Annotated in this window: 15 protein-coding genes; 9 read left to right on the top strand and 6 right to left on the bottom strand. The window is 62.5% G+C overall.

Annotation, left to right across the window (positions count from 1 at the left end; all coding sequences use genetic code 11):
- Positions 1-12 precede the first annotated feature (12 nt).
- Genes AC07O2_RS14550 through AC07O2_RS14530 form a run of 5 tightly spaced genes read right to left on the bottom strand, consistent with a single transcriptional unit; the run spans position 13 to position 6,459 of the window.
- Positions 13-1,092 (bottom strand): WD40/YVTN/BNR-like repeat-containing protein, encoded by a 1,080-nt coding sequence (locus tag AC07O2_RS14550; RefSeq protein WP_495076458.1) that lies wholly within the window; start codon positions 1,090-1,092, stop codon positions 13-15.
- Positions 1,092-2,450 (bottom strand): DUF1329 domain-containing protein, encoded by a 1,359-nt coding sequence (locus tag AC07O2_RS14545; RefSeq protein ID WP_495076457.1) that lies wholly within the window; start codon positions 2,448-2,450, stop codon positions 1,092-1,094. The genes AC07O2_RS14550 and AC07O2_RS14545 overlap by 1 nt, the downstream gene beginning before the upstream one ends.
- 37 nt (positions 2,451-2,487) lie before the next feature.
- The gene (locus AC07O2_RS14540) at positions 2,488-4,167 is read right to left on the bottom strand and encodes a DUF1302 domain-containing protein (protein ID WP_495076456.1); all 1,680 of its coding nucleotides are present in this window, start codon (positions 4,165-4,167) and stop codon (positions 2,488-2,490) included.
- Between the two features lie 30 nt (positions 4,168-4,197).
- Positions 4,198-4,965 (bottom strand): coniferyl-alcohol dehydrogenase, encoded by a 768-nt coding sequence (locus AC07O2_RS14535; protein ID WP_495076455.1) that lies wholly within the window; start codon positions 4,963-4,965, stop codon positions 4,198-4,200.
- Between the two features lie 39 nt (positions 4,966-5,004).
- On the bottom strand, positions 5,005-6,459 hold the full coding sequence (locus AC07O2_RS14530; RefSeq protein WP_495076544.1) for a benzaldehyde dehydrogenase: 1,455 nt from the start codon (positions 6,457-6,459) through the stop codon (positions 5,005-5,007).
- A gap of 253 nt (positions 6,460-6,712) precedes the next feature.
- On the opposite strand from AC07O2_RS14530, the gene AC07O2_RS14525 reads away from it, so the two are divergent.
- Positions 6,713-8,533, top strand: a complete 1,821-nt coding sequence (locus AC07O2_RS14525) for a sigma 54-interacting transcriptional regulator (RefSeq protein WP_495076454.1) — start codon at positions 6,713-6,715, stop codon at positions 8,531-8,533.
- Positions 8,534-8,622: 89 nt separating this feature from the next.
- On the opposite strand, the gene AC07O2_RS14520 is transcribed toward AC07O2_RS14525, so the two are convergent.
- Entirely contained in the window at positions 8,623-9,864 is a 1,242-nt protein-coding gene (locus AC07O2_RS14520) for a thiolase family protein (RefSeq protein WP_495076543.1), read from the bottom strand.
- Positions 9,865-10,072: 208 nt separating this feature from the next.
- Between AC07O2_RS14520 and AC07O2_RS14515 the strand changes: the two genes are divergently transcribed.
- The 8 genes from AC07O2_RS14515 (at position 10,073) to AC07O2_RS14480 (ending at position 23,090) form a co-directional block, all read left to right on the top strand.
- Positions 10,073-10,861 carry a crotonase/enoyl-CoA hydratase family protein gene (locus AC07O2_RS14515; protein WP_495076453.1) on the top strand — a complete coding sequence of 263 codons (789 nt, stop codon included), beginning with the start codon at positions 10,073-10,075 and terminating at the stop codon, positions 10,859-10,861.
- Between the two features lie 72 nt (positions 10,862-10,933).
- Positions 10,934-12,805 carry a feruloyl-CoA synthase gene (locus AC07O2_RS14510; RefSeq protein WP_495076452.1) on the top strand — a complete coding sequence of 624 codons (1,872 nt, stop codon included), beginning with the start codon at positions 10,934-10,936 and terminating at the stop codon, positions 12,803-12,805.
- A 1-nt stretch (position 12,806) separates the two neighbouring features.
- Complete coding sequence (locus AC07O2_RS14505; RefSeq protein ID WP_495076451.1) at positions 12,807-14,384, top strand: methyl-accepting chemotaxis protein; 1,578 nt, start codon at positions 12,807-12,809, stop codon at positions 14,382-14,384.
- A 62-nt stretch (positions 14,385-14,446) separates the two neighbouring features.
- On the top strand, positions 14,447-15,211 hold the full coding sequence (locus AC07O2_RS14500) for an SDR family NAD(P)-dependent oxidoreductase (protein ID WP_495076450.1): 765 nt from the start codon (positions 14,447-14,449) through the stop codon (positions 15,209-15,211).
- A 34-nt stretch (positions 15,212-15,245) separates the two neighbouring features.
- Positions 15,246-16,481 (top strand): 3-(3-hydroxy-phenyl)propionate transporter MhpT, encoded by a 1,236-nt coding sequence (mhpT, locus tag AC07O2_RS14495; protein WP_495076449.1) that lies wholly within the window; start codon positions 15,246-15,248, stop codon positions 16,479-16,481.
- A gap of 70 nt (positions 16,482-16,551) precedes the next feature.
- Positions 16,552-18,201 (top strand): acyl-CoA dehydrogenase family protein, encoded by a 1,650-nt coding sequence (locus AC07O2_RS14490; RefSeq protein WP_495076448.1) that lies wholly within the window; start codon positions 16,552-16,554, stop codon positions 18,199-18,201.
- Positions 18,202-18,302: 101 nt separating this feature from the next.
- A complete protein-coding gene (locus AC07O2_RS14485) occupies positions 18,303-18,602 on the top strand; it encodes a flagellar basal body rod protein FlgC (protein ID WP_495076447.1) in 300 nt (99 codons plus the stop codon).
- Positions 18,603-18,902: 300 nt separating this feature from the next.
- Positions 18,903-23,090 carry a PAS domain S-box protein gene (locus AC07O2_RS14480; protein ID WP_495076446.1) on the top strand — a complete coding sequence of 1,396 codons (4,188 nt, stop codon included), beginning with the start codon at positions 18,903-18,905 and terminating at the stop codon, positions 23,088-23,090.
- The last annotated feature ends 17 nt before the right edge of the window (positions 23,091-23,107 follow it).

Below are 23,107 nucleotides of genomic sequence, written 5' to 3'. Positions count from 1 at the left end.
TCAATTCCAAAATCAATGGGCAGACAGGGCCGGCAGGCGGCGCATGCCCCGCAAGCTGGCCACGACCAGGCTGCCGTCGTCGGCCTGCACCACACCCGATACGGGCACGGGTTCACGTGCCGCCACACGGCGCAGCGCCACGCCGTCGTCGCGTCCCACCAAGGCATCGCCGGCCTGGCTCATCAGCACAAAGCCACCGCCAGGCAAGCCCATGCCGGCACCCACCGCCATGGGTACACCGGTGTCCAATTTGTCCCAATGCACTCCGGCATCACTGGAGCGGTAGGCAGTACCGCGCAGACCGTAGGCCACCCACACGTCGCCCACGCTGCGCAACAAACCAAAGAAGCTGCCCTTGTACGGCGACTCCAAAGCCGCAAAGCTGGCACCACCATCGGCGGAGCGCAGCAGCAGGCCCTGTTCGCCAGCAATCAGCAGCGTGCTGCCGCTGGCACGCACGCCGTACAGGTGCAAGCTTTTGGGATTCGGCAAGCGCGGGGTCACGGCGGCCCAGGTTTTGCCCCCGTCCGCAGTGGACAGCATCAGGCCGTAGGCCCCCACCACATAGCCATGCTGGGCATCGCTGAATTCCAGGTCAAAGAAGGGTTTGTCGGCGCCCTCCTCCACCAGGCGCTGGGCGTTGGCGATAGCCTTGGCATCACCCGTGGCCTGGGCGGCTTGCAGCACCAGCGCAGCGGCCTGGATGCCATCCAGCTGCTTGTGCCAGGTGGCGCCAGCATCATCACTGCGCAACACCACGCCCAGGTGCCCTGCGGCCCAGCCAGTTTGCGCATCGGCAAAGCACACTGCGGTCAGGGTAGCCTGCACCGGCACCTGGGCCTGCCGCCAGCTTACGCCGGAGTCGTCGGACAGCAGCACGGTGCCGCGCTCGCCCACCGCCACCAGACGCTTGCCCGCGCGGGCCACGGCCAGCGTAGCCGCCCCCAAGGCCTTGGGGGTTTGCACGGCAGCCTGCGTCAACACAGCCGGCGTGCTGGCCGCCCGCGCCGGCAAAGCCAGCACCGTGGCCCAGCCGCACAAGCCCAGCAGGGCCGTGCGCCGCGCCACCCCATATTGAGCGGCCTGTTTCATCAGCGTGCGCCTTCGTTGGACAAGGATTCGGCGCTGAAGAAATTGCGCGGAATTGGCGGCACGATCTCGTACTGCTTGGGCAACTCGTTGGACGCCATGTTCAGGTAGTAGGAGCCGTTTTGCAGGTCATAGCCGCCCCACAGCACAAAGTTGGAGACCACAGGCACATCGGGCGCGGTCAACATCAATGCAAAGTTGGTACGCCAGAGCTGGCCCTTGGCATCCCAACCGTCGAACAGTGCGGTCTGCCAGCTGTCTTCGTCGATGTAGTACTTGCGCTTGGGCACCACATGGCGCTTGCCAGCGGCCAGCGTGGCCTCCACTTCCCACACGCGGTGCAGCTCCCAGCGCACCTGGGCCGGGTTCAGCGTGTTGGGCGTCACCAGGTCTTCCACCTTGGCGGCGGCGGCGCGGTTGTTGTTGTAGGGGATGTACATCTCCTTCTTACCCACCAGCTTCAGCTCGTGCTTGTCTATGGGGCCAAACAAGGTAAACGCTTCGTCGAACAGGCCGATGCCGGATGTCACCGAATCGGGCGTGTCATAGGCCACGGACGGGGCCTTGCGCACGCGACGCTGGCCTACCAGGTACTGCCACAGCCCACGCGGGGCGGCATCAGAAACGCCGTCCAGAGCCAGAATCGCTTCACCAGCCTTGGAGCCCGGTGCATTGGCCACGAACTTGCCCAGCGAGTAGTAGCCATCGAACTTTTCCAGGCTGCCGTCCTTGGCAAAGAAAGGCTGGCTCAGCGTCTGCGTACCCCCCGAGGCCATGGCGCGCCGACCATCCGCGGTCACCACCCATACCCGCATGGGTAGAGTGATATTGCCGCCGCGCCAGGCGGTGCGCTGGTTCCAGATGGCTTCATAGCCGTCCTGCGGAATAGGGAATGGCACACCGCCAAACGCCCCCTCCATGCCGAAGCCGCCTTCTATGGTCTTGGCACGGGTGGCATTCTTGAAGGTGTTGTCATACACCGCCTGGGGTGCAGCCGCCGTACGGTGCGTGGGGTACACGTCGATGCGGAAGTCGGGGTACTTCTTCATCAAGGCCTGCACGCCGTCTGACAACTTGTCGGCATACTGGGCCATGTTCTTGGCGCTGATGGACAGCGTCGGCTTCTCGCTAGGGAACAGGTCGGGGCGCACATCGCCGCTCTTGTAGCCGGCCGGAGCCTTGGTGGCACCACCCTCCCACGAGGGAATCGTGCCCTCCTTGTTGCCCGCCTTTTCGGCCCCCATCGGGGTCAGGGTAGTTTTGAGCTTGGCCGCCTCGTCGGCGCTCACGGCGGCCTGGGCGCCTCCAGCGACCGCCAGCAAGGCGGCTGCGAGCAAGGTGTTTATTGCAAACTGCTTCATGGTGTGTCTCGTTGAAATAGATAGGGGTGTGACAGGTTCAGAAAGTGCGCGACATGTTGAAAGACACATAGCTGCGGTCCTTCAAGGTCTGGCCGTAAGACAACATCCGTGAACCGGCGGGGTCCACCACGGTAAAGGTGCTCTCAGGGCCGAAGTAGCTGGTGTAGGTCAGGCCGATATTCCAGTCGTGGTATTTGCCTTTGACCCCCAGATTGAAGTCGCCGGCCTTGCTGGCACCACCGGCAAAGTTCATGATGGCCGAGGAGCGGCCCGCAAAGTTGTAGCCCAGGCCCATGGGCAGCGACAGATCCAACCCCGGCAGTACCTGGAAGTACTGCGGCTCAAAGATCATGCGAAAAGCCGCCGCATCGCGCGTGGTGTTCGGGTCCAGGCCACCGTTGCCACGCGTGCTGGGGTTCTTGGTCACGCTCAGGGTGCGGTTCCAAGCCAACTCGGCCACCACCGAGCCGCCATCCCACAGACCCGATTTGGTCAACACATAAATGCCAGACAAATTCAAATGAGCGGTCTTGCCGATGGCAAAGCAGGGGTTGCTGGGCGAGCCACTGCAGTCAGCAGCAGGTCCCCCCGCCCCCAGAAAGGCGGGCAGCAACACGGCAGGGTCGCCGGCCAGGGGTGCATCGGCACGGAACGAGCCTTCCAACGCCCAGTTCAGCGGTCCCACGGAGGATGTCACGCTGGCGCCTACCGTCTTGATGCCCTCCGCATACACCTTGTGCGCGTTGCCGTTGATGAAATCAAACACCGGCACAGCTGGCGTCTTTTCGTTATAGCGTGCGGCGTAGAAGCCGTATTCAAACGCACTACCGGCGGGAGCCCAGCGCACTTGCGCACCAAACTGTCCGTTGTTGCCCGGCGTCTGGTCCTTGCTGTCGTCGGTGTTCAGCACCGTGGTCGGCCCCAAGTAGACACGTCCGCCGCCCAGGTAGTCCTGGTTGGAGAAATAACTGCCCACGCCGGGCAGCTTGCTGGGGCGCCACTTGAGCTGGTAGTAGGCGCCCAGGGTCACATCTTCGGCCACCTGCAGGCTGCCGGATATCTGCTCCACCGGCAGCAACACTTCCTTGAACTGCCAGTTGGGCACCGACGAAATCTTGGCAATATCTACCGGACCCTGCGCGTTGGCTATACCGTTCTGACCGAAGAACAGACTTTCACCATATTGCAGCGCGTGCTTGCCTATGCGGATAGAGGCCGGCATACCGCCCAGGTTGCCCTTACCAAACACGAACACGTCCAGGAACTGGTCGCCCCGACCGCTTTGCATGGTGGTCAGCGGGATGTAGTCATTCACCGCCTGGTTGGCGTAGTTGTTCACCCCCAGCGATCCGTCATTGCTGCTGTGGCCTGTGTACTTGGAGTCGTACCAGGCGGCATGGCTGACGCGCAAACCAAAGTTGCCATGGGTCACGTCAAACTCGGTCAAAAGGTCAAAACGATTGGAGATGAATCCCTTCTTGCGGAAGTTGACGTCACCATCGTTTTCATTCGCCACACCGGCGTCGCTGGACGGCACGGTCAGTCCGGGTGAGGCATCCTTCAAGCGATAGGCCGTGCTGTACTTGGGTGTCAAGTCCAGGCGGATCTTGGTGTCCGGATCAGAGCCCAGTTCCAGGGCCTGGGCCGATACGGCGCACAGCAGGCCACTGGCTACCGCCAGCGCGCTGAGTGGAAAGGGCGTGGTTTTTTTTGTCATCAATGTCTCCTCGGGTAGTACTTTTTTGTTTTACAGATAGGTCGAAGCCAAACCACCATCGACCGGGATGTTCACGCCGCTGACCCAGCGTGCGGCATCGCTGCACAGCCAGGCAATCACCGCCGCCACTTCGTCGGCAAAGGCCGGGCGCAGCATGCGGTGGGCGTCTTTTTGCACACGCTCTTCGCCCAGCATGGAAACGAAATCGCCCAGAATGGGTGTGAACACCGGGCCGGGTGCCACGCAATTCATGCGCACGCCCTTGCCCAGAAACCACTCTTGGGATTGCACGCCGTTCCACACGATCAGCGCCTCTTTGAAGTACTGGTAGCAGGTGGCCTGCGGCACCGGATGGCCACGCAACCAATGCGCTCCGGCATCGAAGCCCTTGATCGCGGCCAGCTCTTTGTGCAAGTCCAGCCGCAAGGGCCATTCAGCCCCCAGGATGGACGCCACGTTGACGATGCTGCCGCCGCGTGGAATGCGCGGCAGCACCGCTTCGGTCAGATGGCGCAGGCCCAGGTAATTGACCCGCGCCACCAAATCCACATCCGCAGTACCGGGCACGCCGGCGATATTGCAGAACGCATCGATGTGCGCGGGCAGCTGGGCCACGGCCGCATCTATGGCTGCCGTGGTGCCCAGGTCAGCTTTGACAAAACCATCCAGCGTCAGGCTGGGGTCGTTGCGGTCCATCCCAATCACCTTGGCGCCCTGAAAGCGGGCCAGCCGCGCCACCTCGGCACCAATGCCGGATGAGGTGCCCGTGACGACAATGGTTTTTCCTTGCAAGCTCATGTTGTTCTCCTGGTTGTTATGGATGTGTCCGAACGTGTGTCAGAACGGGTACGTGGGGGCCTGGTCTTTGACCGTGACCCACTGCCACATGGTGTATTCCTCCAGGTCGGCAGGGCCCCCCACGCTGGTGCCATTGCCCGCGATACCGGGGCCACCGAACGGATTCACACAATCGTCATTCACGGTCTGGTCGTTGATGTGGACCATGCCGGACTTGAGCTGCTGGCCCACCGCCATGGCGCGGCCCACCGACTTGGAAATCACCGCAGATGCCAGACTGCCGGTGTTGTTGTTTGCCAGCGCAATGGCTTCGTCATCCGTCTTGTAGGTAATGATGTTGGCCACGGGCCCAAAGGTTTCTTCCTCGAACACGCGCATACCGGCTTTGACGCCCGTCAGCACCGTGGGCTTATAGAACAGGCCCTCGTAGCTACCGCCAGCTTCCAACTTGGCTCCGGCCTTCACGCTGTCTTGCACCAGGGCGTGCACGCGGTCACGCTGCTTGGCGTCGATCAACGGGCCCAGGGCCACCTGACCGGTGGCGCCGTTGCCCATGGGCAGATGCGTGGCTTTGGAAATCAGGCGTTTGGTGAACTCCGCTGCCATGCTTTCGTGCACCAGGATGCGGTTCGATGCCATGCAGATCTGGCCTTGGTGAAAATACGCGCCCCAGGCGGCATTGCATGCGGCCACATCCAGATCGGCGTCGTCCAGAATCACCAGCGAGTTGGTGCCGCCCAGCTCCAGGGAAACCTTCTTCAAATGCCGGCCGGCCAGCTCGCCGATGCGACGCCCCACCGCGACCGAACCGGTAAAGGCAATCATGGGCACCAACGGGTCCACTACCAGGGCCTCGCCGGCTTCGGCGTCTCCGGCCAGCACCTGCAGCAGGTCTTTGGGTAGGCCGGCTTCGGCAAAGATGCGGGCAATCATGAAACCACCGGAAACCGGCGTACGGCTATCGGGCTTGACCACCACGCCATTGCCCGCAGCCAGCGCCGGCGCAATGGCCCGCAAGGCCAAGATCAGCGGAAAGTTGAAGGGCGAAATCACCCCCACCACGCCGTGCGGCACCCGCCGGGCAAAGCTGGTGCGGCCAGGCACGCTGGGCAGCACATGGCCCTGCGATTGCAGGGGCAGATTGGCGGCCAGTTGGCAAATCAGCGCGGCCTCCCGGATTTCGTGCTGGCCCTTGGCCAAGATGCCGCCGGTTTCCCGCGCCGTATACAGGGCCAGCGCGTCAAAATGCTGTTCAAACAAAGCCCCGGCACGGCGGAAGATGGCGGCTTTCTCGCGCGGGGGCATCGCTACCCAGCTCTTCTGCGCCGCGGCGGAAGCGGCCGTGGCGGCAGCCATGTCTGCGGCATTAGCAATGCCTACACGGCACAGCACCTCGCCGGTGGCCGGCTCAATCACATCCCGTACCCCAGCGCCCAGTGCGGCTTGCTGCAGGCCCACAAAGTTGAAAATTTCCGTCGCATCGGTCGCGCCCATGGCCATGTCCTTTAGGTGAATTACGTTCATCAAGTCGCCACATTTCTTTGCAGCACACCTACTTATCGCAATGCACGGACCAGCCTTCTCCCAAAGGCATGCCAAAGGCCGTAAATCAAGCCCTCCGCCAGAGAGGAATTAGGTAGATACCCGAGGCCGCTCTACCGCGCTGCAGCATAGGGAAATCACCCTCCATTAATTTCAGCAATTCGTTACATTCCTGAATCAAATTTAACCAATTGATGAAGTCCCCATGCGCAATTCCCCACGGGTTTCCCTGGCAGATGTCGCCCGCGCCACGGGCACGGTGCTCAGCAACTTCGACAGCAGCTCCGTCAACAAGGCCCTGGGGGGTTTTGCCAGCACCCACATCGGCAGCGAGGCCCACCCCAACGTGGCCGACATCAGCGAATGCCTGTTCTTTTCGCCGGGCGATGGGCGCATTTGGCTGCAAGACCAGCGCATGGTCTTGCTGCACACCGAGGCCCTGGGTTCGCTGCGCCGCGAGATGATCGACAGCCTGGGCACCAAGCAGGCCCGTGGCCTGTTCACGCGTGCGGGCTACGTCAGCGGCGCGCGGGATGCCCATCTGGTCAGAAAGCAGTGGCCCGATGCCGACCCCTCGGCCGCCGCCATCGCGGGTACGCGCCTGCATGCCCTGGAGGGCGTCGTAAAGGTCGAGCTGGTGCAGGTGACGTATGACGCCAACACTGGCAGCTACGAGGGCGAATTCCTGTGGCACAACTCTAGCGAGGACGACGAGCACATCGCCGCCTACGGCATCGGCGGATCGCCTGCCTGCTGGATGCAGGTGGGCTATGCCACCGGCTACGTCAGCACCTTGTTCGGGCGGCTCATCGTCTTCCGCGAAACGCAATGCCGCTCCATGGGCGACGCGCAATGCCGGGTCATCGGCAAGTCGGCAGACCGGTGGGACAACGTGGAAGAAGACATGCGCTACCTGAACGTGCGCGACTTCGTGGACACCGCCGCCTACGCCCGCTCGCCCAGCGACGCCGCCGAGCTACCCGCCAGCGGTGCGTCTGCGGGCGACGCCATGGTGGGCGCATCCTCGGCCTTCAACGCGGCCTGCCACCAGCTCAGCCGCGTAGCGCGCACCACCGCTACCGTGCTGTTCACGGGAGAGTCCGGCGTGGGCAAAGAGAAGTTCGCCAGCATGCTGCACAAGATCAGCCCGCGCAAAGACAAGCCCTTCATCGCCGTTAACTGCGCCGCCATTCCCGAGACGCTGATCGAGTCCGAGCTGTTCGGCGTGGAGCGCGGCGCCTACACCGGTGCCAGCGTGTCACGCCCGGGGCGGTTTGAGCGCGCCAGCGGCGGCACCCTGTTTCTAGACGAGATCGGCACGCTAAGCTTCGTCGCCCAGGGCAAGCTGCTGCGTGCGCTGCAAGAGGGCGAGGTGGAACGCGTGGGCGGCACCCGCAGCATTGCCGTGGACGTGCGTGTGCTGGCCGCCACCAACGAAACCCTGCGCCAGGCCGTGCGCGAAGGGCGCTTTCGCGAAGACCTGTTCTTCCGGCTCAATGTCTTCCCCATCCACCTGCCGCCGCTGCGCGAACGGCGCGACGACATTCCCCTGCTGATGAGCCATTTTCTGAACCACTATCGACGCAAGCATGGCTGCGACATCCAGGGCTTCACCCAGGCCGCCGTGCGCACCCTGCTGAACTACGACTTCCCCGGCAATATCCGCGAGCTGCAAAACCTGGTGGAGCGCGCCGTCATCATGGCCGATGTGGGCGGCCTCATTGACGTGCACCACCTGTTCACCAGCGGAGAGACCCTGGCCCCCGACGTCATGACACTCAAGTTGCAAGACGGCAGCGACACACTGAACCTGACAACTACGCCCCACCCTGCCGCCAAACCGCCCCCCCCAGCCCCCGCCAAAACACCTACCGCTGCAAGCGCCCTGTCGCTGGAGCAAACCGAACGCGCCATGCTCCAGCAGGCCATCAGCGGCGCCCAGGGCAACCTGTCCGCCGCCGCCCGCCTGCTCAACACCACCCGCGCCAAGCTGGCCTACCGGGCCCGCAAGCACGGGCTGGTGTGATGCGGGCACACTTCCGGATTTATAGAAAATAGGCCTCTGGCGCAGGTAAATCCGGCGCAAACAGCTACTTATTTAATAGCAACCAGCATTTAAGCCTCAGAATTTTCGATCAGCAGCGCCATGCCCTGGCCGCCGCCCACGCAGGCGCTGGAGATACCGAAGCGTTTGCCGCGCTGGCGTAATGCGCGGGCCAGAGTCACCGTCAGGCGCACGCCAGTGGCGGCCAGCGGGTGGCCCAGCGCGATGGCGCCGCCGTGCACATTCAGCTTGTCCAGATCCAGACCTAGCTCGCGGCCCACGGCCAAGGTTTGTGCACCCTGGGCCTCGTTGATTTCAAAGAGGTCGATGTCGGCCAGCGTCAGGCCGCAGCGCTCCAGCAGCGCACGGATGGCGGGGGCCGGGCCTATGCCCATGTACTCGGGTGCCACGCCCACTGCCGCGGCACCGCGCAGGCGGGCCAGGGGCTGCACGCCGCTCTTGCGTACATAGGCGTCGCTGGCCACCAGCGCGCTGGCGGCGCCATCTACCAGGGCCGAGCTATTGCCCGCGGTCTGCACGCCGCCGGGGTAGACCGTGCGCAAGGCAGCCAGGGCGTCCACTGGCGATGGCCGGGGGTGGGTGTCGTGGGCTATCTGGGTCACTTTGCGCGGCAGCTGGATGCCACGGTTGGCATAGCCTTCCAGTGCAAACACCTCGTTGGCCACGGGCACGATTTCGCCGGCATGAAAGTCCTTGGCGCGCAGAGCGCGGTCAAACGACTGGGCCGCGAATGCATCCACGTCAGCCCGGCTGATGCCGTATTGCACAGCCAGGTTTTCAGCGGTCTGGATCATGCTGACCGGGCCTGCTGTATCGACCAACGCCTCCACCAAAAAGTCCTTGAACTCCACCGGCGCACCCAGCTTGAAGCCGCTGCGGTGGGTGTACGCAGCAATCGGGTTGCGCGTCATGGACTCGGTGCCTACCACCAGCGCCAGGTCGGCATAGCCCAGGGCGATCTGGTCGGCCGCCTGGCGGAACAATTCAAAACCAGTGCCGCAGATGCGCTGCACCAAGATGGAAGGCACGGCCAGCGGCACGCCGGCGTACAGGCCCACATGGCGTGGCAGCACATAGGCATCGAAGTCGGCCTGGGCCATGGAGCCCACCACCACCGACTCCACATCGGCCGCCGGCAGCCCGCTGCGCTCCAGCACGGCGCGCGCCACCTTGATGCCCATGTCGGTAGGCGACAGCGCACCAAAAGCGCCGCAATAGTCCACCAGCGGCGTGCGCACGCCGTCGACAAGCCAGGCATTGTGGAAAGAAGAAGAAAAGTGTTTCATAGAAATCCGTGGATAGTTGAGGCAGGCTGCAGCAGCTGGAAACCGCCGCAAAAACATACGCCGCAGTAGGTGGTGCAAGGTCTATTTTGATTATTAAATATAACTTTATATGCGCCCACCAAAGCTAGGGAAAGCACCTAGGATTCAAGCCTCTTTCAATCTTGTTTTAGTTATTTTTAATAACTATAGTTTGGCAAACTAAACCTGTATTCCCATGCGCACACCACACACCGACATCTCTTTGGAAATCCGCGGCGACAGCGAAGAAATCGCCGTCATCCGCCTGACCCGCCCCGCTAAGCGCAATGCGCTGAACGACGGCCTGATCCTGGCGCTGCGCGACATCATGGACGGCCTGCCCGCCAGCGTGCGAGCCGCCGTGATCAGCGGCGAAGGCGAACACTTCTGCGCCGGCCTGGACCTGAGCGAACTCAAGGAACGCGACGCCGGCCAGGGCTTGCACCATTCCCGCATGTGGCATGCCGCGCTGGAGCGCGTGCAGTTCGGCCCGGTCCCGGTGGTTGCAGCACTGCACGGCGCCGTGGTCGGCGGCGGCCTGGAGCTGGCCAGCGCCTGCCATATCCGCGTGGCCGATGAATCCACCTTCTACGCCCTGCCTGAAGGCTCGCGTGGCATCTTCGTGGGCGGCGGCGGCGCGGTGCGCATCCCCCGCCTGATCGGCACCGCCCGCATGATGGACATGATGATGACCGGCCGCGTCTACAACGCCGCAGATGGCGAGCGCGCGGGCTTTGCCCAATACCTGGTGCCCGCCGGCACGGCGTTCGACAAAGCGGTGGAGCTGGCCGGCCGCATTGCCCAGAACGCCCCGCTGACCAACTACGGCCTGATGCACGCCCTGCCGCGCATCGCCGAGCAACCCAGCGACCAAGGCCTGCTGACCGAATCCATGATGGCCGCGATTGCCCAGAGCGCGCCCGAGGCCAAGGAACGCGTGCGCGCCTTCCTGGACGGCCGCGCCGCCAAGGTGAAAAAAGACTGAGCCCACGCGCCCCACCTAACCGTACGCGCCAGCCACACGACCAAGTTGCCCGCAGAGCACCGGAACCCAGACATGTCCGCCATCACTACCCCACCCCGCTTCCGCCCCTTGCAGTTTGGCGTCACCGAAGTCCGCACCCGCCAGGGCGAGCAGGGCTGCGTCTATGTGCAAGCCGCCCAAGAGCTGCAGCCCTACCCCACCCGGCTGACCGACCGGCTGGCCCACTGGGCCCATACCCGGCCCGACCAGACCTGGATGGCCCAGCGCCAAAAGAATGCCGATGGCAGCCTGGGCGACTGGCAGCACATCAGCTACGCGCAAGCCTGGCAGTCGGCGCGCAATATCGCCCAGGCCCTGCTGGGCATGGAGCTGGGACCAGAGCGGCCGGTGGTCATCCTCAGCGAGAACGATCTGGACCACGCCCTGCTATCGCTGGGCTGCCTGGTGGCCGGCATACCGCAGTGCACGGTGTCTGCCGCCTACTCCACCATCAGCCAGGACTTCGACAAGCTGCGCCATGTGCTGAGCACCCTGACCCCCGGCCTGGTGTTCGCCAGCGTGGGCAGCCGCTTTGCCCGCGCCATCCAGACCACGGTGGCCAATGACGTACGAGTAGTGCTGGGTGCCGGCAGCATTGAAGGCCGCGACACCATTCCGTTCAGCCAATTGCTGCACACACCCGCCACCCCAGCGGTGGATTCCGCGCACGCTGCGATTACCGCGGACAGCATCGCCAAGTTCATGTTCACCTCGGGCTCCACCAAGCTGCCCAAGGCGGTCATCATCACCTACCGCATGTGGAGCGCCAATCTGCAGCAGATGAACCAGGCCATGCCCGTGCTGGCTGAGACGCCGCTGGTGCTGGTCGATTGGCTGCCTTGGAACCACACCTTTGGCGGCAACCACAACTTTGGCATCGTGCTCTACAACGGCGGCACGCTGTACCTGGACGAAGGCAAGCCCACGCCCAAGGGCATGGGCGAAACCATCCGCAATCTGCGCGAAATTGCACCCACCGTGTACTTCAACGTACCCACCGGCTTCGAGGTGATCGCCAATCTCATGAAGACCGACGACCAGCTGCGCAAGAACCTGCTGAGCCGGGTGAAGATGTTCTTCTTCGCCGCCGCCGCGCTGTCGCAGCCGATATGGGACTCGCTGTTTGAAAGCGCCGAGCGCGAAGTCGGCGAGCGCATCGTGATGGGTACTGGCCTGGGCATGACCGAATGCACGCCCTACTCCCTGGGCGTGAACAGCCCCCACGTGCAAGCCGGCCACATCGGCGTGCCCGCCCCTGGCCTGGAGCTGAAGCTGGCCCCCGTGGACGGCAAGATAGAGGTGCGCTACCACGGCCCCAACGTCACCCCCGGCTACTGGCGCAACCCCGAGGCCACGCGTGAGAGCTTTGATTCCGAGGGCTTCTTCTGCTCAGGCGACGCGGTGCAGTGGATCGATGAAAACGATTTGCACAAGGGCCTGAAATTCGACGGCCGTATTGCCGAGGACTTCAAGCTCAGCACCGGCACCTTTGTCAGCGTGGGGCCAATGCGCGCCAAGATCATCGCCGCCGGCGCACCCTATGTGCAGGACGTGGTACTGACTGGCATCAACCTGAAAGAAGTGGGCGCCCTCATCATCCCCACCAACGCCTGCCGCAGCCTCAGCGGCCTGCCGGACGACGCCAGCATGCAAGCAGTGTTGGAGAGCGCACCCGTGCAGGCCCGTTTTCAACAGCTGATGGACCAGCTGGCCGCCAGCGCCACCGGCAGCGCCAGCCGCGTTGCCCGCGCCTACCTGCTGGCCGAGCCACCCTCGCTGGACAAGGGCGAGATTACCGATAAGGGCTCCATCAACCAGCGCGCCGTGCTCAAGCACCGCGCCGCCCTGGTGGAGGCCATGCACGCAGACCAGTTGCACCCCACTCTCAAGCCCACAGAAAAATAACATGGCAACGGCTCCATGGATCCTCCTGCCCGGCGTGCGGGTGATGGCACGCCTGAACGTGGGAGGCAAACTCGCCTTCGCGTTTGCCCTGCTGGCAGCCGCGCTCGCACCCGCACTCTGGGCCGCATTCGGCGCCAGCGCAGACGGCATAAATGGCGTATCGCGCCAGTTGCTGCTGTGCTGGACGGCGGTGGCAGTGGGCGCACTGGTCTACTTTGGCGCATGCATCCAAGCGAACTTGTCGACGGGTTTGCAGGAGCTGGCCCAGCTGGTGGAAGCCGTGTTGGCTGGCAACCTGCGGCACAGCACGTCCATCACCGGAACAGACGAGTTGGCCCAGATCACGCGGCGTATGGAATCCATGAGCCGCAACCTGTCTGCCATCGTGGCCGCGATCCGCAGCGAGGCCGAGCTGGTGAGCATGGCCGGCGACCAGCTGTCCAGCGGCACCTACAGCCTGTCTGAACGCACCGAGCAGCAAGCGGCCAGCCTGGAGCAGACCACGGCCAGCGTGTCCGAGCTGGCCTCCACCGTGCAGCGCAGCGCGGAAGACGCGCTGGAAGTACACCGCCATACCGAGCGCGTGCAGCTCACGGCCGACAACGGCGGCGCCATCGTGCAATCTGCCGTGGGCGCCATGGAAAGCATTGCCAAACGCTCCAAGCAGATGACCGAAATCATCAGCGTGATTGACGGCATTGCATTCCAGACCAACATCCTCTCGCTGAATGCCGCCGTGGAAGCCGCGCGGGCCGGCGAGGCGGGGCGCGGCTTTGCCGTGGTGGCGTCCGAGGTGCGCACCTTGTCGCAACGCAGCACCAAGGCGGCCGGCGAAATCAAGAAGTTGATCGAAGGCTCGATCGACGAAGTCGCCAGTGGCGTGGTGCACATCCACAAGACCAGCCGCCTGCTGCAGGACATTGTGAGCGGCATCCACGAAGTGACCGTCAGGGTCGGCCATATCTCCGCCTCCAACACCGAGCAAAGCACCAGCATCCATGAAATAGCCCAAGCCGTGCGCAGCCTGGACGACATCACCCAGCGTAACGCACAGCTGGTCGAAGTCTCTGCCCGCTCGGCCGACAAGCTGCGCTCGCAGGCCAGCAATCTGTCGTCCAGCGTCATCTCCATGCGGCTGCGCCAGGGCTGCGCCGATGAAGCCCGCGTACTGGTAGAAAAGGCCTGCGCACTCATTGCGGCTGAAGGGCTGGAGTCCGCCGTGCGCCGCATCCATGACCGGCAAGGCGGCTTCATGGAGCGGGATCTGTTCATCATCATTCTGGACCGCCGGGGCTACTTCCGCGCCTTCGGCATGGACCCAAGCAAGGCCAACAAACCGGCCGTGGCCGCACCGGGCGTGAATCTGGAAGAGTTGAACCGCAAGACCACCGCGATCGCTGACGAAGGCGGCGGCTGGATCGAGTTCCGAGGCATGCACCCCATCACCAAGCTGCCCGCCGACAAGATGGCCTATGTGCTGCCCGCCGAAGGCCATGACTGCGTGGTCATGTGCAGCATCAACAAGAACGATGGCAGCCAGGCTGCTACGCGCCTGCAGCTTGCGACACCAACCGTTTAGGCCCGCATCGCAGACAAATACTACGACAACCGCTACACATTCAATAGCATAGAGAGCATCACATGAACATTCAAGGACACGCAGCACTGGTCACCGGCGGTGGCTCCGGCCTGGGCGAAGCCACCGCCCGCGAACTGGCCCGCCTGGGCGCCAAGGTCGCCATTCTGGACGTCAACCTAGCGGGCGCCGAACGGGTCGCCGCCGACATCAACGGCATCGCCTGCCAGTGCGACATCACCAGCCCCGACAGCGTTACCGCCGCTATCGAAAAGGCCGCCGCCGCCCACGGCCCGGCCCGCATTCTGATGAACGTGGCCGGCATCGGCGGCGCCAAGCGCGTGGTGCAGAAAGACGGCAGCGCCGCCCCGCTGGACGCCTTCAGCAAGGTCATCACCGTGAACCTGATTGGTAGCTACAACATGACCCGCCTGTTCGCCGCCGCCTGCGCCAAGCTGGAACCGCTGGAAGATGGCGCGCGCGGCGTGATCATGTTCACCGCCTCGGTTGCGGCATTTGACGGCCAGGTGGGCCAGCAGGCCTATAGTGCATCCAAGGGTGGCTTGGTCGGCATGACCCTGCCCATGGCGCGCGACCTGGCGCAGCACGGCATTCGCGTGTGCACCGTGGCGCCAGGCCTGTTCGCCACGCCGCTGATGCAGGAGCTGCCCGAGGCGGTGCAGGCCTCGTTGGCGGCCAGCATCCCCTTCCCATCCCGTCTGGGCAAGCCCTCCGAATTCGCGGAACTGGCCGCGCACATCGTCACCAACGGCCACCTGAACGGCGAGGTCATCCGCCTGGACGGCGCACTGCGCATGGCGCCGCGCTAAGCGCTGCAGCCCCACAACAACAAGGAGACACAACATGCCCAGCCCCCAAGCCAGCACCGGCGCTGCCAGCAGCAGCAAGGTCCTGACCCTGTTCCTCTGCTTCATCGTGGCCCTGCTCGAAGGCCTGGACCTGCAGTCCGCCGGCATTGCCGCCTCGGGCATCGGTGCCGAGTTCAAACTGCTGCCGCCGCAAATGGGGGGCATGTTCAGCGCCGGTCTGGTCGGTCTGCTGCCTAGCGCCTTGTTCGGCGGTTGGCTGGCGGACCGCATTGGCCGCAAGAAGGTGCTGGTCGGCTCGGTGCTGCTGTTTGGCCTGTTCTCGCTGGCCACGGCCCATGTGTGGGACTACCAGAGCCTGCTGGCCGCACGCTTCATGACCGGGCTGGGCCTGGGTGCGGCGCTGCCCATCCTGATCGCCCTGTCGTCTGAGGCCGCCGACGAGCGCAACCGCAGCGTGGCCGTGAGCGTGACCTATGCCGGCATTCCGCTGGGCGGTGCACTGGCCTCAGTGTTGGGCATGCTGAACGTCGGCGGCGGCTGGCGCGGCCTGTTCTACGTGGGTGGCGTGGTGCCGCTGCTGATTGCTTTTCTGCTGATCGTTCTGCTGCCCGAATCCCGCGCCTATCTGAGCCGCCAACAGGCTGCTGTCGCCACGGCGCGCCCTGTCTCCAGCGAGGGCCTGGCCGGACTGTTCAAAGGCAGCATGTGGAAGTCCACCCTGCTGCTGTGGCTGGCCAGCTTCTTTGTGTTGACCGTGCTCTACATGCTGCTGAACTGGCTGCCGTCATTGCTGCAGGGCAAGGGCTTTAGCCGGGCCGATGCGGGCATGGTGCAGCTGCTATTCAACTTCGGCGGTGCGGCAGGCTCGCTGATGGTGGGCCGGCTGATGGATTCCAAGGGCCGCATGTTCACCGCGGTGTGCATCTACGTGGGCATGCTCCTGTCGCTGGCCGGGCTGGGCCTATCGGACAGCTTCAGCATGATGTTGCTGGCCGGCTTGGGCGCGGGCTTCTGCGCGCTGGGCGGCCAGTTGGTGCTGTATGCAATGGCACCGGCGCTGTACCCCACCTCCATCCGCGGTACAGGTGTGGGCGCCTCCATCACCGTAGGCCGGCTGGGTGCGATTGGCGGCCCGATGATCGCCGGGCAAATCCTCGCAGCCGGCATGGGCGTGGGCGGCGTGATGGCCGCGTCATCGCCCGGCATCGTGGTTGCAGCCGTGGCCGCCATGGCCTTGATGCGCGCCCAGCAGGCGCTGCGCAGCCATTAGAAATTTATATAAAAAAGACCTGTAGCGTAGGTAATACCTGCGCTAGCAGCTATCTAAATAAGAGCAAACCATGGCCGCACTGAGCGACATCGCCTTCCTGCTATCCGAGGTGCTGCAGGCACCGCAGCAATGGCAGGCCTTGCCGGCATTCGCCGATACCGATGCGGACTTGGCGCTGCAGGTGCTGGAGGAAGCCGGCAAGTTCGTCAGCCAACAGGTGGCACCGCTGCAGCGCGTAGGCGACGAGGTGGGCTGCCGCTTCCACGCCGGCCAGGTCAGCACGCCGCCTGGCTTCAATGAGGCCTACCAGGCCTTCTGGCAAGCCGGCTGGCCGTCGCTGTCCTGCGCCCCCGAAGACGGCGGCCAGGGCCTGCCAGCGGTGCTGGAATGCGTGCTGTTTGAGCTGCTGGCCGGTGCCAACCACGGCTGGACCATGGCGCCCGGCCTGCTGCACGGCGCCTATGAGTGCGTGAAGCACCACGGCAGCGACAGCCTCAAGGCGCAATACCTGGAAAAGATCGCCAGCGGCGAATGGCTGGCCACCATGTGCCTCACCGAAGCCCATGCCGGCAGCGACCTAGGCCTGGTGCGCAGCAAGGGCGTACCGCAGCCGGACGGCAGCGTGCAGGTGAGCGGCAGCAAGATCTTCATCTCGGGCGGCGAGCACGACCTGAGCGACAACATCATCCACCTGGTGCTGGCCCGCCTGCCCGATGCGCCAGCCGGCCCCAAAGGCCTGTCGCTGTTCCTGGTGCCCAAAATACTGCCTGACGGCGAGCGCAACGCCGTGGTCTGCGAGCGCATCGAAGAAAAAATGGGCCTGCACGGCAGCCCCACCTGCGTGATGCGCTTTGACGACGCGACCGGCTGGCTAGTGGGTGAACCCCACAAGGGCCTGAACGCGATGTTCGTGATGATGAACGCCGCCCGCCTGCACGTGGGTCTGCAAGGCCTAGGCCTGCTGGAAGCAGCTTGGCAAAAAGCCCACGCCTATGCGCTAGAGCGCCGGCAGATGCGCGCCCCAATGGCCGCACAAGGCCCCAGCACGATCGCCGAGCACCCCGCCATCCGCCGCATCCTGGACACCCAGCGCGCCTGGATAGACGGTGGCCGGGTCGTGGCCTACCACACGGCCCTGCAGCTGGATGTGGCCAAGCACAGCCCGGACGCAACCCAGCGCGCCAGCGCCCAGCGCTGGTGTGCCCTGGTCACGCCGGTGCTGAAGGCGGCTTTCAGTGACCAGGCCTTCCAGGGCGCCAGCGCCTGTCTGCAGGTGTTTGGCGGCCACGGCTACGTCAGCGAATGGGGGATTGAGCAGATCGTGCGCGACTCCCGCGTAGCCATGATCTACGAGGGCACCAACGAAATCCAGGCCATCGACCTGCTGGTGCGCAAGGTGCTGGCCGATGGCGGTGCAGGCATCAGCGCCCTGCTGGCCGAGCTGCCTGCCACCGCGCGACGCGACGCCCTGCTGCAAGCCAGCGCGGACCTGCTCCACGCCGCCAAGGACGCGCCCGAGCTGCCCTACTGGGTAGCCGACGACTATCTGCGCGCCGTGGCCCTGGTGCTGCTGGACTGGGCCTGGGGCCGCATCCGCACGGCTCCAGCCGCCAGCGGTCCGCGCTGGAGCGTACCGGCCCAGGCCTTCCAGACCTGGGTGCTGCCAGAATTCGATATGCGCCTGGCCATCATCCGCCAACGGTTGGACGCGCATACATAACGATTACTTCACGCCACGGCCCGATTTGCGCGGGCCGCGCTTGTCCGTGGGTGGCCCGGCTTTTAAAATGGAGCTTCTTTTGCCCGCCGGAGCCCTATCGTATGAATGCCATCTCGTCCATTTCGCTGTCCGGCATGCAAGCTGCGCAAACCCGACTGGATGCGTCGGCCCACAACATCGCCAACCAGCAAATCGAGGGCTTCCAGCCCCTGCAAGTGCAACAAAGTACCCAAGCAGACGGCGGCGTCAACAGCCAGGTGGAACGCAGCACCGGCGCCGGCGCCAGTCTGGAAGACGATGTGGTCGCCCAGCTGCAGGCCAAAAACAGCTTCCTCTCCAACCTCAACGTCTTCAAGACCAACGACAGCATGCTGGGCTCGCTGCTGAATATTCGCGCCTGAGAAGCTGATGCCAACCAAGCCCTGAAACGCGCTCGTTTGATCTTGAAGCAGCACCACGCGATGCTGCGGCCGAATACCTGAAAAACCTGATGGAAAAAGTGGTCGCAGGCTGAGCACGGTCGTCGTTGTCGACCCCGGTCTTCTAGGCCCGCCCTCACAGGGGTGCAACGCAGCCAATCCTTTGAGCGCTCGGGTGGCGCCTTACAATTTTCGGGAGCATGTTGAATTCGAACATCGTGGTGGATTTTCAAAACACTGATCAAGACAGCCCGCAGACCCCGCAACAAATAGGATGAATGGATGATCAGCGCAAGTATGCAAGGTGACGTTAGGCATCTGATCCTGACACGGCTGCGTATAGCTTACCAACGGGTCAGGTTTTCTGCACTTTCCAGCCTGCTGGTGTCATTGCTTGTAGTGATAGCCCTATGGCCGACCGTCGCCCGACAGGGGCTAATGGCTTGGCTTTGTGTGCTGTGGCCGATCTTGGCGGTTCGCTATCTGTTCGCCCGCCGCTTTTTGACCTTGGACCCAAGCGCCCGTGTCAAACCAAACAAGTGGATCACCGGCTATGTGATCGGTGCGGTAGCCACGGGGTTGTGCTGGGGGGTTACGGTGTTTTGCTTCCCGGAGTCGCCCCGGGATCAAAATGCCCTCCTCTTGGTCTTCGTGATCGCAGGGGTTAGCGCATTTGCCAGTGCGACCATGGCGTCGATCCCGCTGGCATCCAACGCCTTCATGCTATCTTCTTTGCTGCCGATGGTCCTGTGGCTGTTTTCATTTGACCAGTACGTCATGACTTTGATCGCGCTGGTCTATCTGGGGCTGATGCTGCTGCTTTCGCGCCAAGTGCATGAAGCCGTGCTCTCTTCTGTGGTGTCGAACCACCAGAACAAGGAATTAACTTTGGCAGATCAGGAGCGCGAAACGCGCTACCGGGCCCAAAACAAGCTGCTGCATTCTGTGATGGAAGGTGCATCCGATGTAAGCATTTGGGCAATCGACCGAGATTGCCATTACCTGATGTTCAATGCCGAACACCGGGCAAATTCAAAAAAGCTGAGGGGAGTAGACATTGCAGTCGGAATGCGCGCCATCGACATGCTCAAACACGAGGAATTCCGGGAGTTTTTCGATCGTGGATTCGGGCCTGTGTCAGCTGGCAATGGTTTCGCCGCCGAGACCAGGGAAGAAGTTGTGCAAGATGGCACCACAACCTACGAATACTTTGAGCACCACGGTTCGAGAATTTGCGATGATGATGGCGAAGTCTTCGGGTTGACCATCTTTTCGCACAACATCACCGAGCGCAAGCGTATGGAACTCGAGCTGGAGGATTCGCGCAACTTTCTCAGCAAGGTCATCAACTCCATTTCCGACACGATTTCCGTCAAAGACAGTGAGCATCGCTGGATACTGCTCAACGACACCTGTTGCGCGATGATTGGTCACCCCCGTGAGGTACTGCTTGGCAAATCTGACCATGAGTTTTTCCCCAAAGAGCAAGCCGATGTGTTCTGGGAAAAAGACGATCTGGTGTACAAGTCCGACCAAATCAACGTCAACGAGGAGGCCCTCACGGATGCAGATGGCAACACGCGCTATCTGCTAACCCAGAAATCGCCTTTCACGTTCAGTGAGGGGAAGCGCTACATTGTTGCCATCAGTCGCGACATCACTGAACGCAAAGCTATTGAAAAAGCTTATCGCGACAGTGAGCATATGCTCCAGGAAGCCCAGCGTATCGCCCATGTCGGCAGCTGGGACGTCGATATGGTGAACGACAAGCTCACCTGGTCGGACGAGATTTTTCGCATCTGGGAAATTGATAAAACAAAATTCAAAGCGGACTTCGTGGCGTTCCTCGAAACGGTGCACCCGCAGGACAGAGAGCGTGTATTGCAGGCCTACAACGACGCCGTTGTCAATCACTCGCCCTATGAAGTCGAGCACCGCCTATTGTTCCCGGATGGAAGGGTCAAATACATTTTGGAGCAGGGCGAGCCGCAATACGATGCGCAAAGTAAGCCGGTGCGCTTTATTGGCACGTCGCTGGATATCACGGAGCGCAAGCGCATGGAAGAGCAGCTCAGGATGAAGGAGTACGCGCTTGACCATTCTGGCGATGCCATACTCCTGATCGACGAAGGGGTGCGTTTCATTTATATCAACGAACAGGCCTGTAATTCGTTGGGATATAGCCGCGCAGAGTTGCTGCAGATGAGTGTGCCCGATATCGACCCCGATTATTCGTCGGAGAGAGCGCAGGGCATTACCGCGAAGGCCATCGCCGAAGGTGTTCTCACCTTTGAAACTCGCCACCAGCGACGCAACGGTGACATATTCCCCGTGGAGATACGACTCTCATCTCTGGAATATGGCGGTCGAACATTGACTTTGGCGGTGGTTCGCAATATCACCGAGCGCAAACGCCTGCAAAATGAGTTGGTTGAGCGTGAGCGTGAGTTTCGTTCGTTGGCGGAAAACCTGCCGGACAATATTGCGCGCTGGGATGTGGAAGGGCGCTATCTGTATGTGAATCCCGCCCATGAACGAACGCTGGGCATTGCGGCAAGCGATCTCATCGGAAAACCGCTGCCCGAAACGCACACTCAAGTCAGGGCGGCCATCGCACAGGTTATTGCCACCGGGCAGATGGTGGAACTGGTGCGTCAATCTGCGCTGATCGGTGACGAGATTCAATTCCACGAAGTCAGTGTGGTACCAGAGTTCGATGCCGAAGGCCGTCTCGTCAGCCTGCTGGGGTTGGGGCGCAACATGACGGAGTTTTACCGCATGCAGCAGGCTGTCGTTGAACGCGAACAAGAGTCGCGCACCTTGATCGACAACACACCAGACACCATCGCCCGTTACGACCGCGATGGCATCCGCATCTTTGCCAACCAGGCCTTGGCCAATGGCATAGAAGGCGGCTTGGAAGCGGCACTTGGCAAGACCCCCACTGAGGTTCCTGGCGGAACGCAATCCAAAATCTATGAGGACAAATTGCGCGAGGTCCTTGCAACCGGTGTCAACGCAGAGTTCGAGTTGATCTGGACGGGCAACAATGGACAGGAGATCTGCAGCCATATCCGCCTTACGGCGGAGTTTGATGCCAATGGCTCCGTGGTCAGCGTGTTGGGGGTCGGGCGCGACATCACCGAGCTGAACAACTTTCGCCAGAAGATCCACCAGATGGCGTTCTATGACCATCTGACCTCGTTGCCCAACCGCGCCCTGTTCAACGACCGCCTGCATCAGGTGCTTCACGATGCAGAATGGCACGGCCAACTGGCTGGAGTGATGCTGCTGGATCTGGACCGTTTCAAGGCCATCAACGATACGCTGGGCCATCCCGCAGGCGATGCTTTGTTGCGCGAAGCAGCATTAAGGCTAACCTTTTGCGTGCGCAGCTACGACACCGTAGCTCGCCTGGGCGGTGACGAGTTCGCCATTGTGTTGCCCGATATCCGCAGTGGGGACGACCTAGGGCGGGTGGCCAGCAAGATACTGGCAGCATTCAATGAACCGTTTTTGCTGGAGGGCAACGAAGTGTTCGTGTCCACCAGCATCGGTATTGCGGTGTACCCCAATGACGACACCGATCCCCACGGGTTGATCAAGCAGGCCGATTCGGCCATGTATTTCGCCAAGCGCTCCGGTCGCAACAATTTCCGCTTCTATTCCAAAGACCTCACGGCCAGCGCGACTGAAAAGCTGTCACTGGAGTCAGAGTTGCGCAGGGCGCTTGAACGCAGCGAGCTGGAACTGTATTACCAACCGAAAATCCGCTTGGACGACAACATGCTGGTTGGCTCAGAGGCCTTGTTGCGCTGGAACAATCCGCAGCGCGGCATCGTGCCGCCGAATGAGTTCATCGCGATTGCAGAAGACAGTGGGCTGATCGTCGACATCGGCCATTGGGTACTGCGTGACGCATGCCGCACTGCCTGCGATTGGAATGGTGCGGAGAAGCCTTTGCACAAGGTGGCCATCAATCTGTCAGCACGCCAGTTCCAGTCCAACAATCTGGTTAGCGTGGTGTGCAATATCCTCGAAGAAACCGGCTGCCATCCGCAATGGATCGAGCTGGAGATCACCGAGAGTCTGTTGCTTGACGAGCAGGGTCAGGTGCTGGAGATGCTGAAAAGCTTCAATGACATGGGCGTCACCATTGCCATTGACGATTTTGGCACCGGCTATTCGTCACTAAGCTACCTAGCACGCTTCCCAATCAACACCCTGAAAATTGACCGCTCTTTCATCGGCACCATCACTACCGAACATTTCCGCGGAGAGCTGGTGAAGGCTATTCTTTCCATTGCACGCTGTCTGGGGCAGGAAGTGGTGGCCGAAGGGGTCGAGACGCTTGAGCAAGCAACCTTCCTGCAGGCCCATGGTTGCCAGATTGCGCAGGGTTACCTCTACGGCAAGCCTGTGCCCAAGGTGGCGTTTGAGGCCATTAAGTTCGCCAAACGCGGTGGGTAACGGTTTACTATTCCAAT

Source organism: Rhodoferax sp. GW821-FHT10B06 (assembly GCF_059415605.1).
The sequence above is the reverse complement of the archived record's forward strand: the minus strand, read 5'-3'. Positions and strand labels throughout refer to the sequence as shown.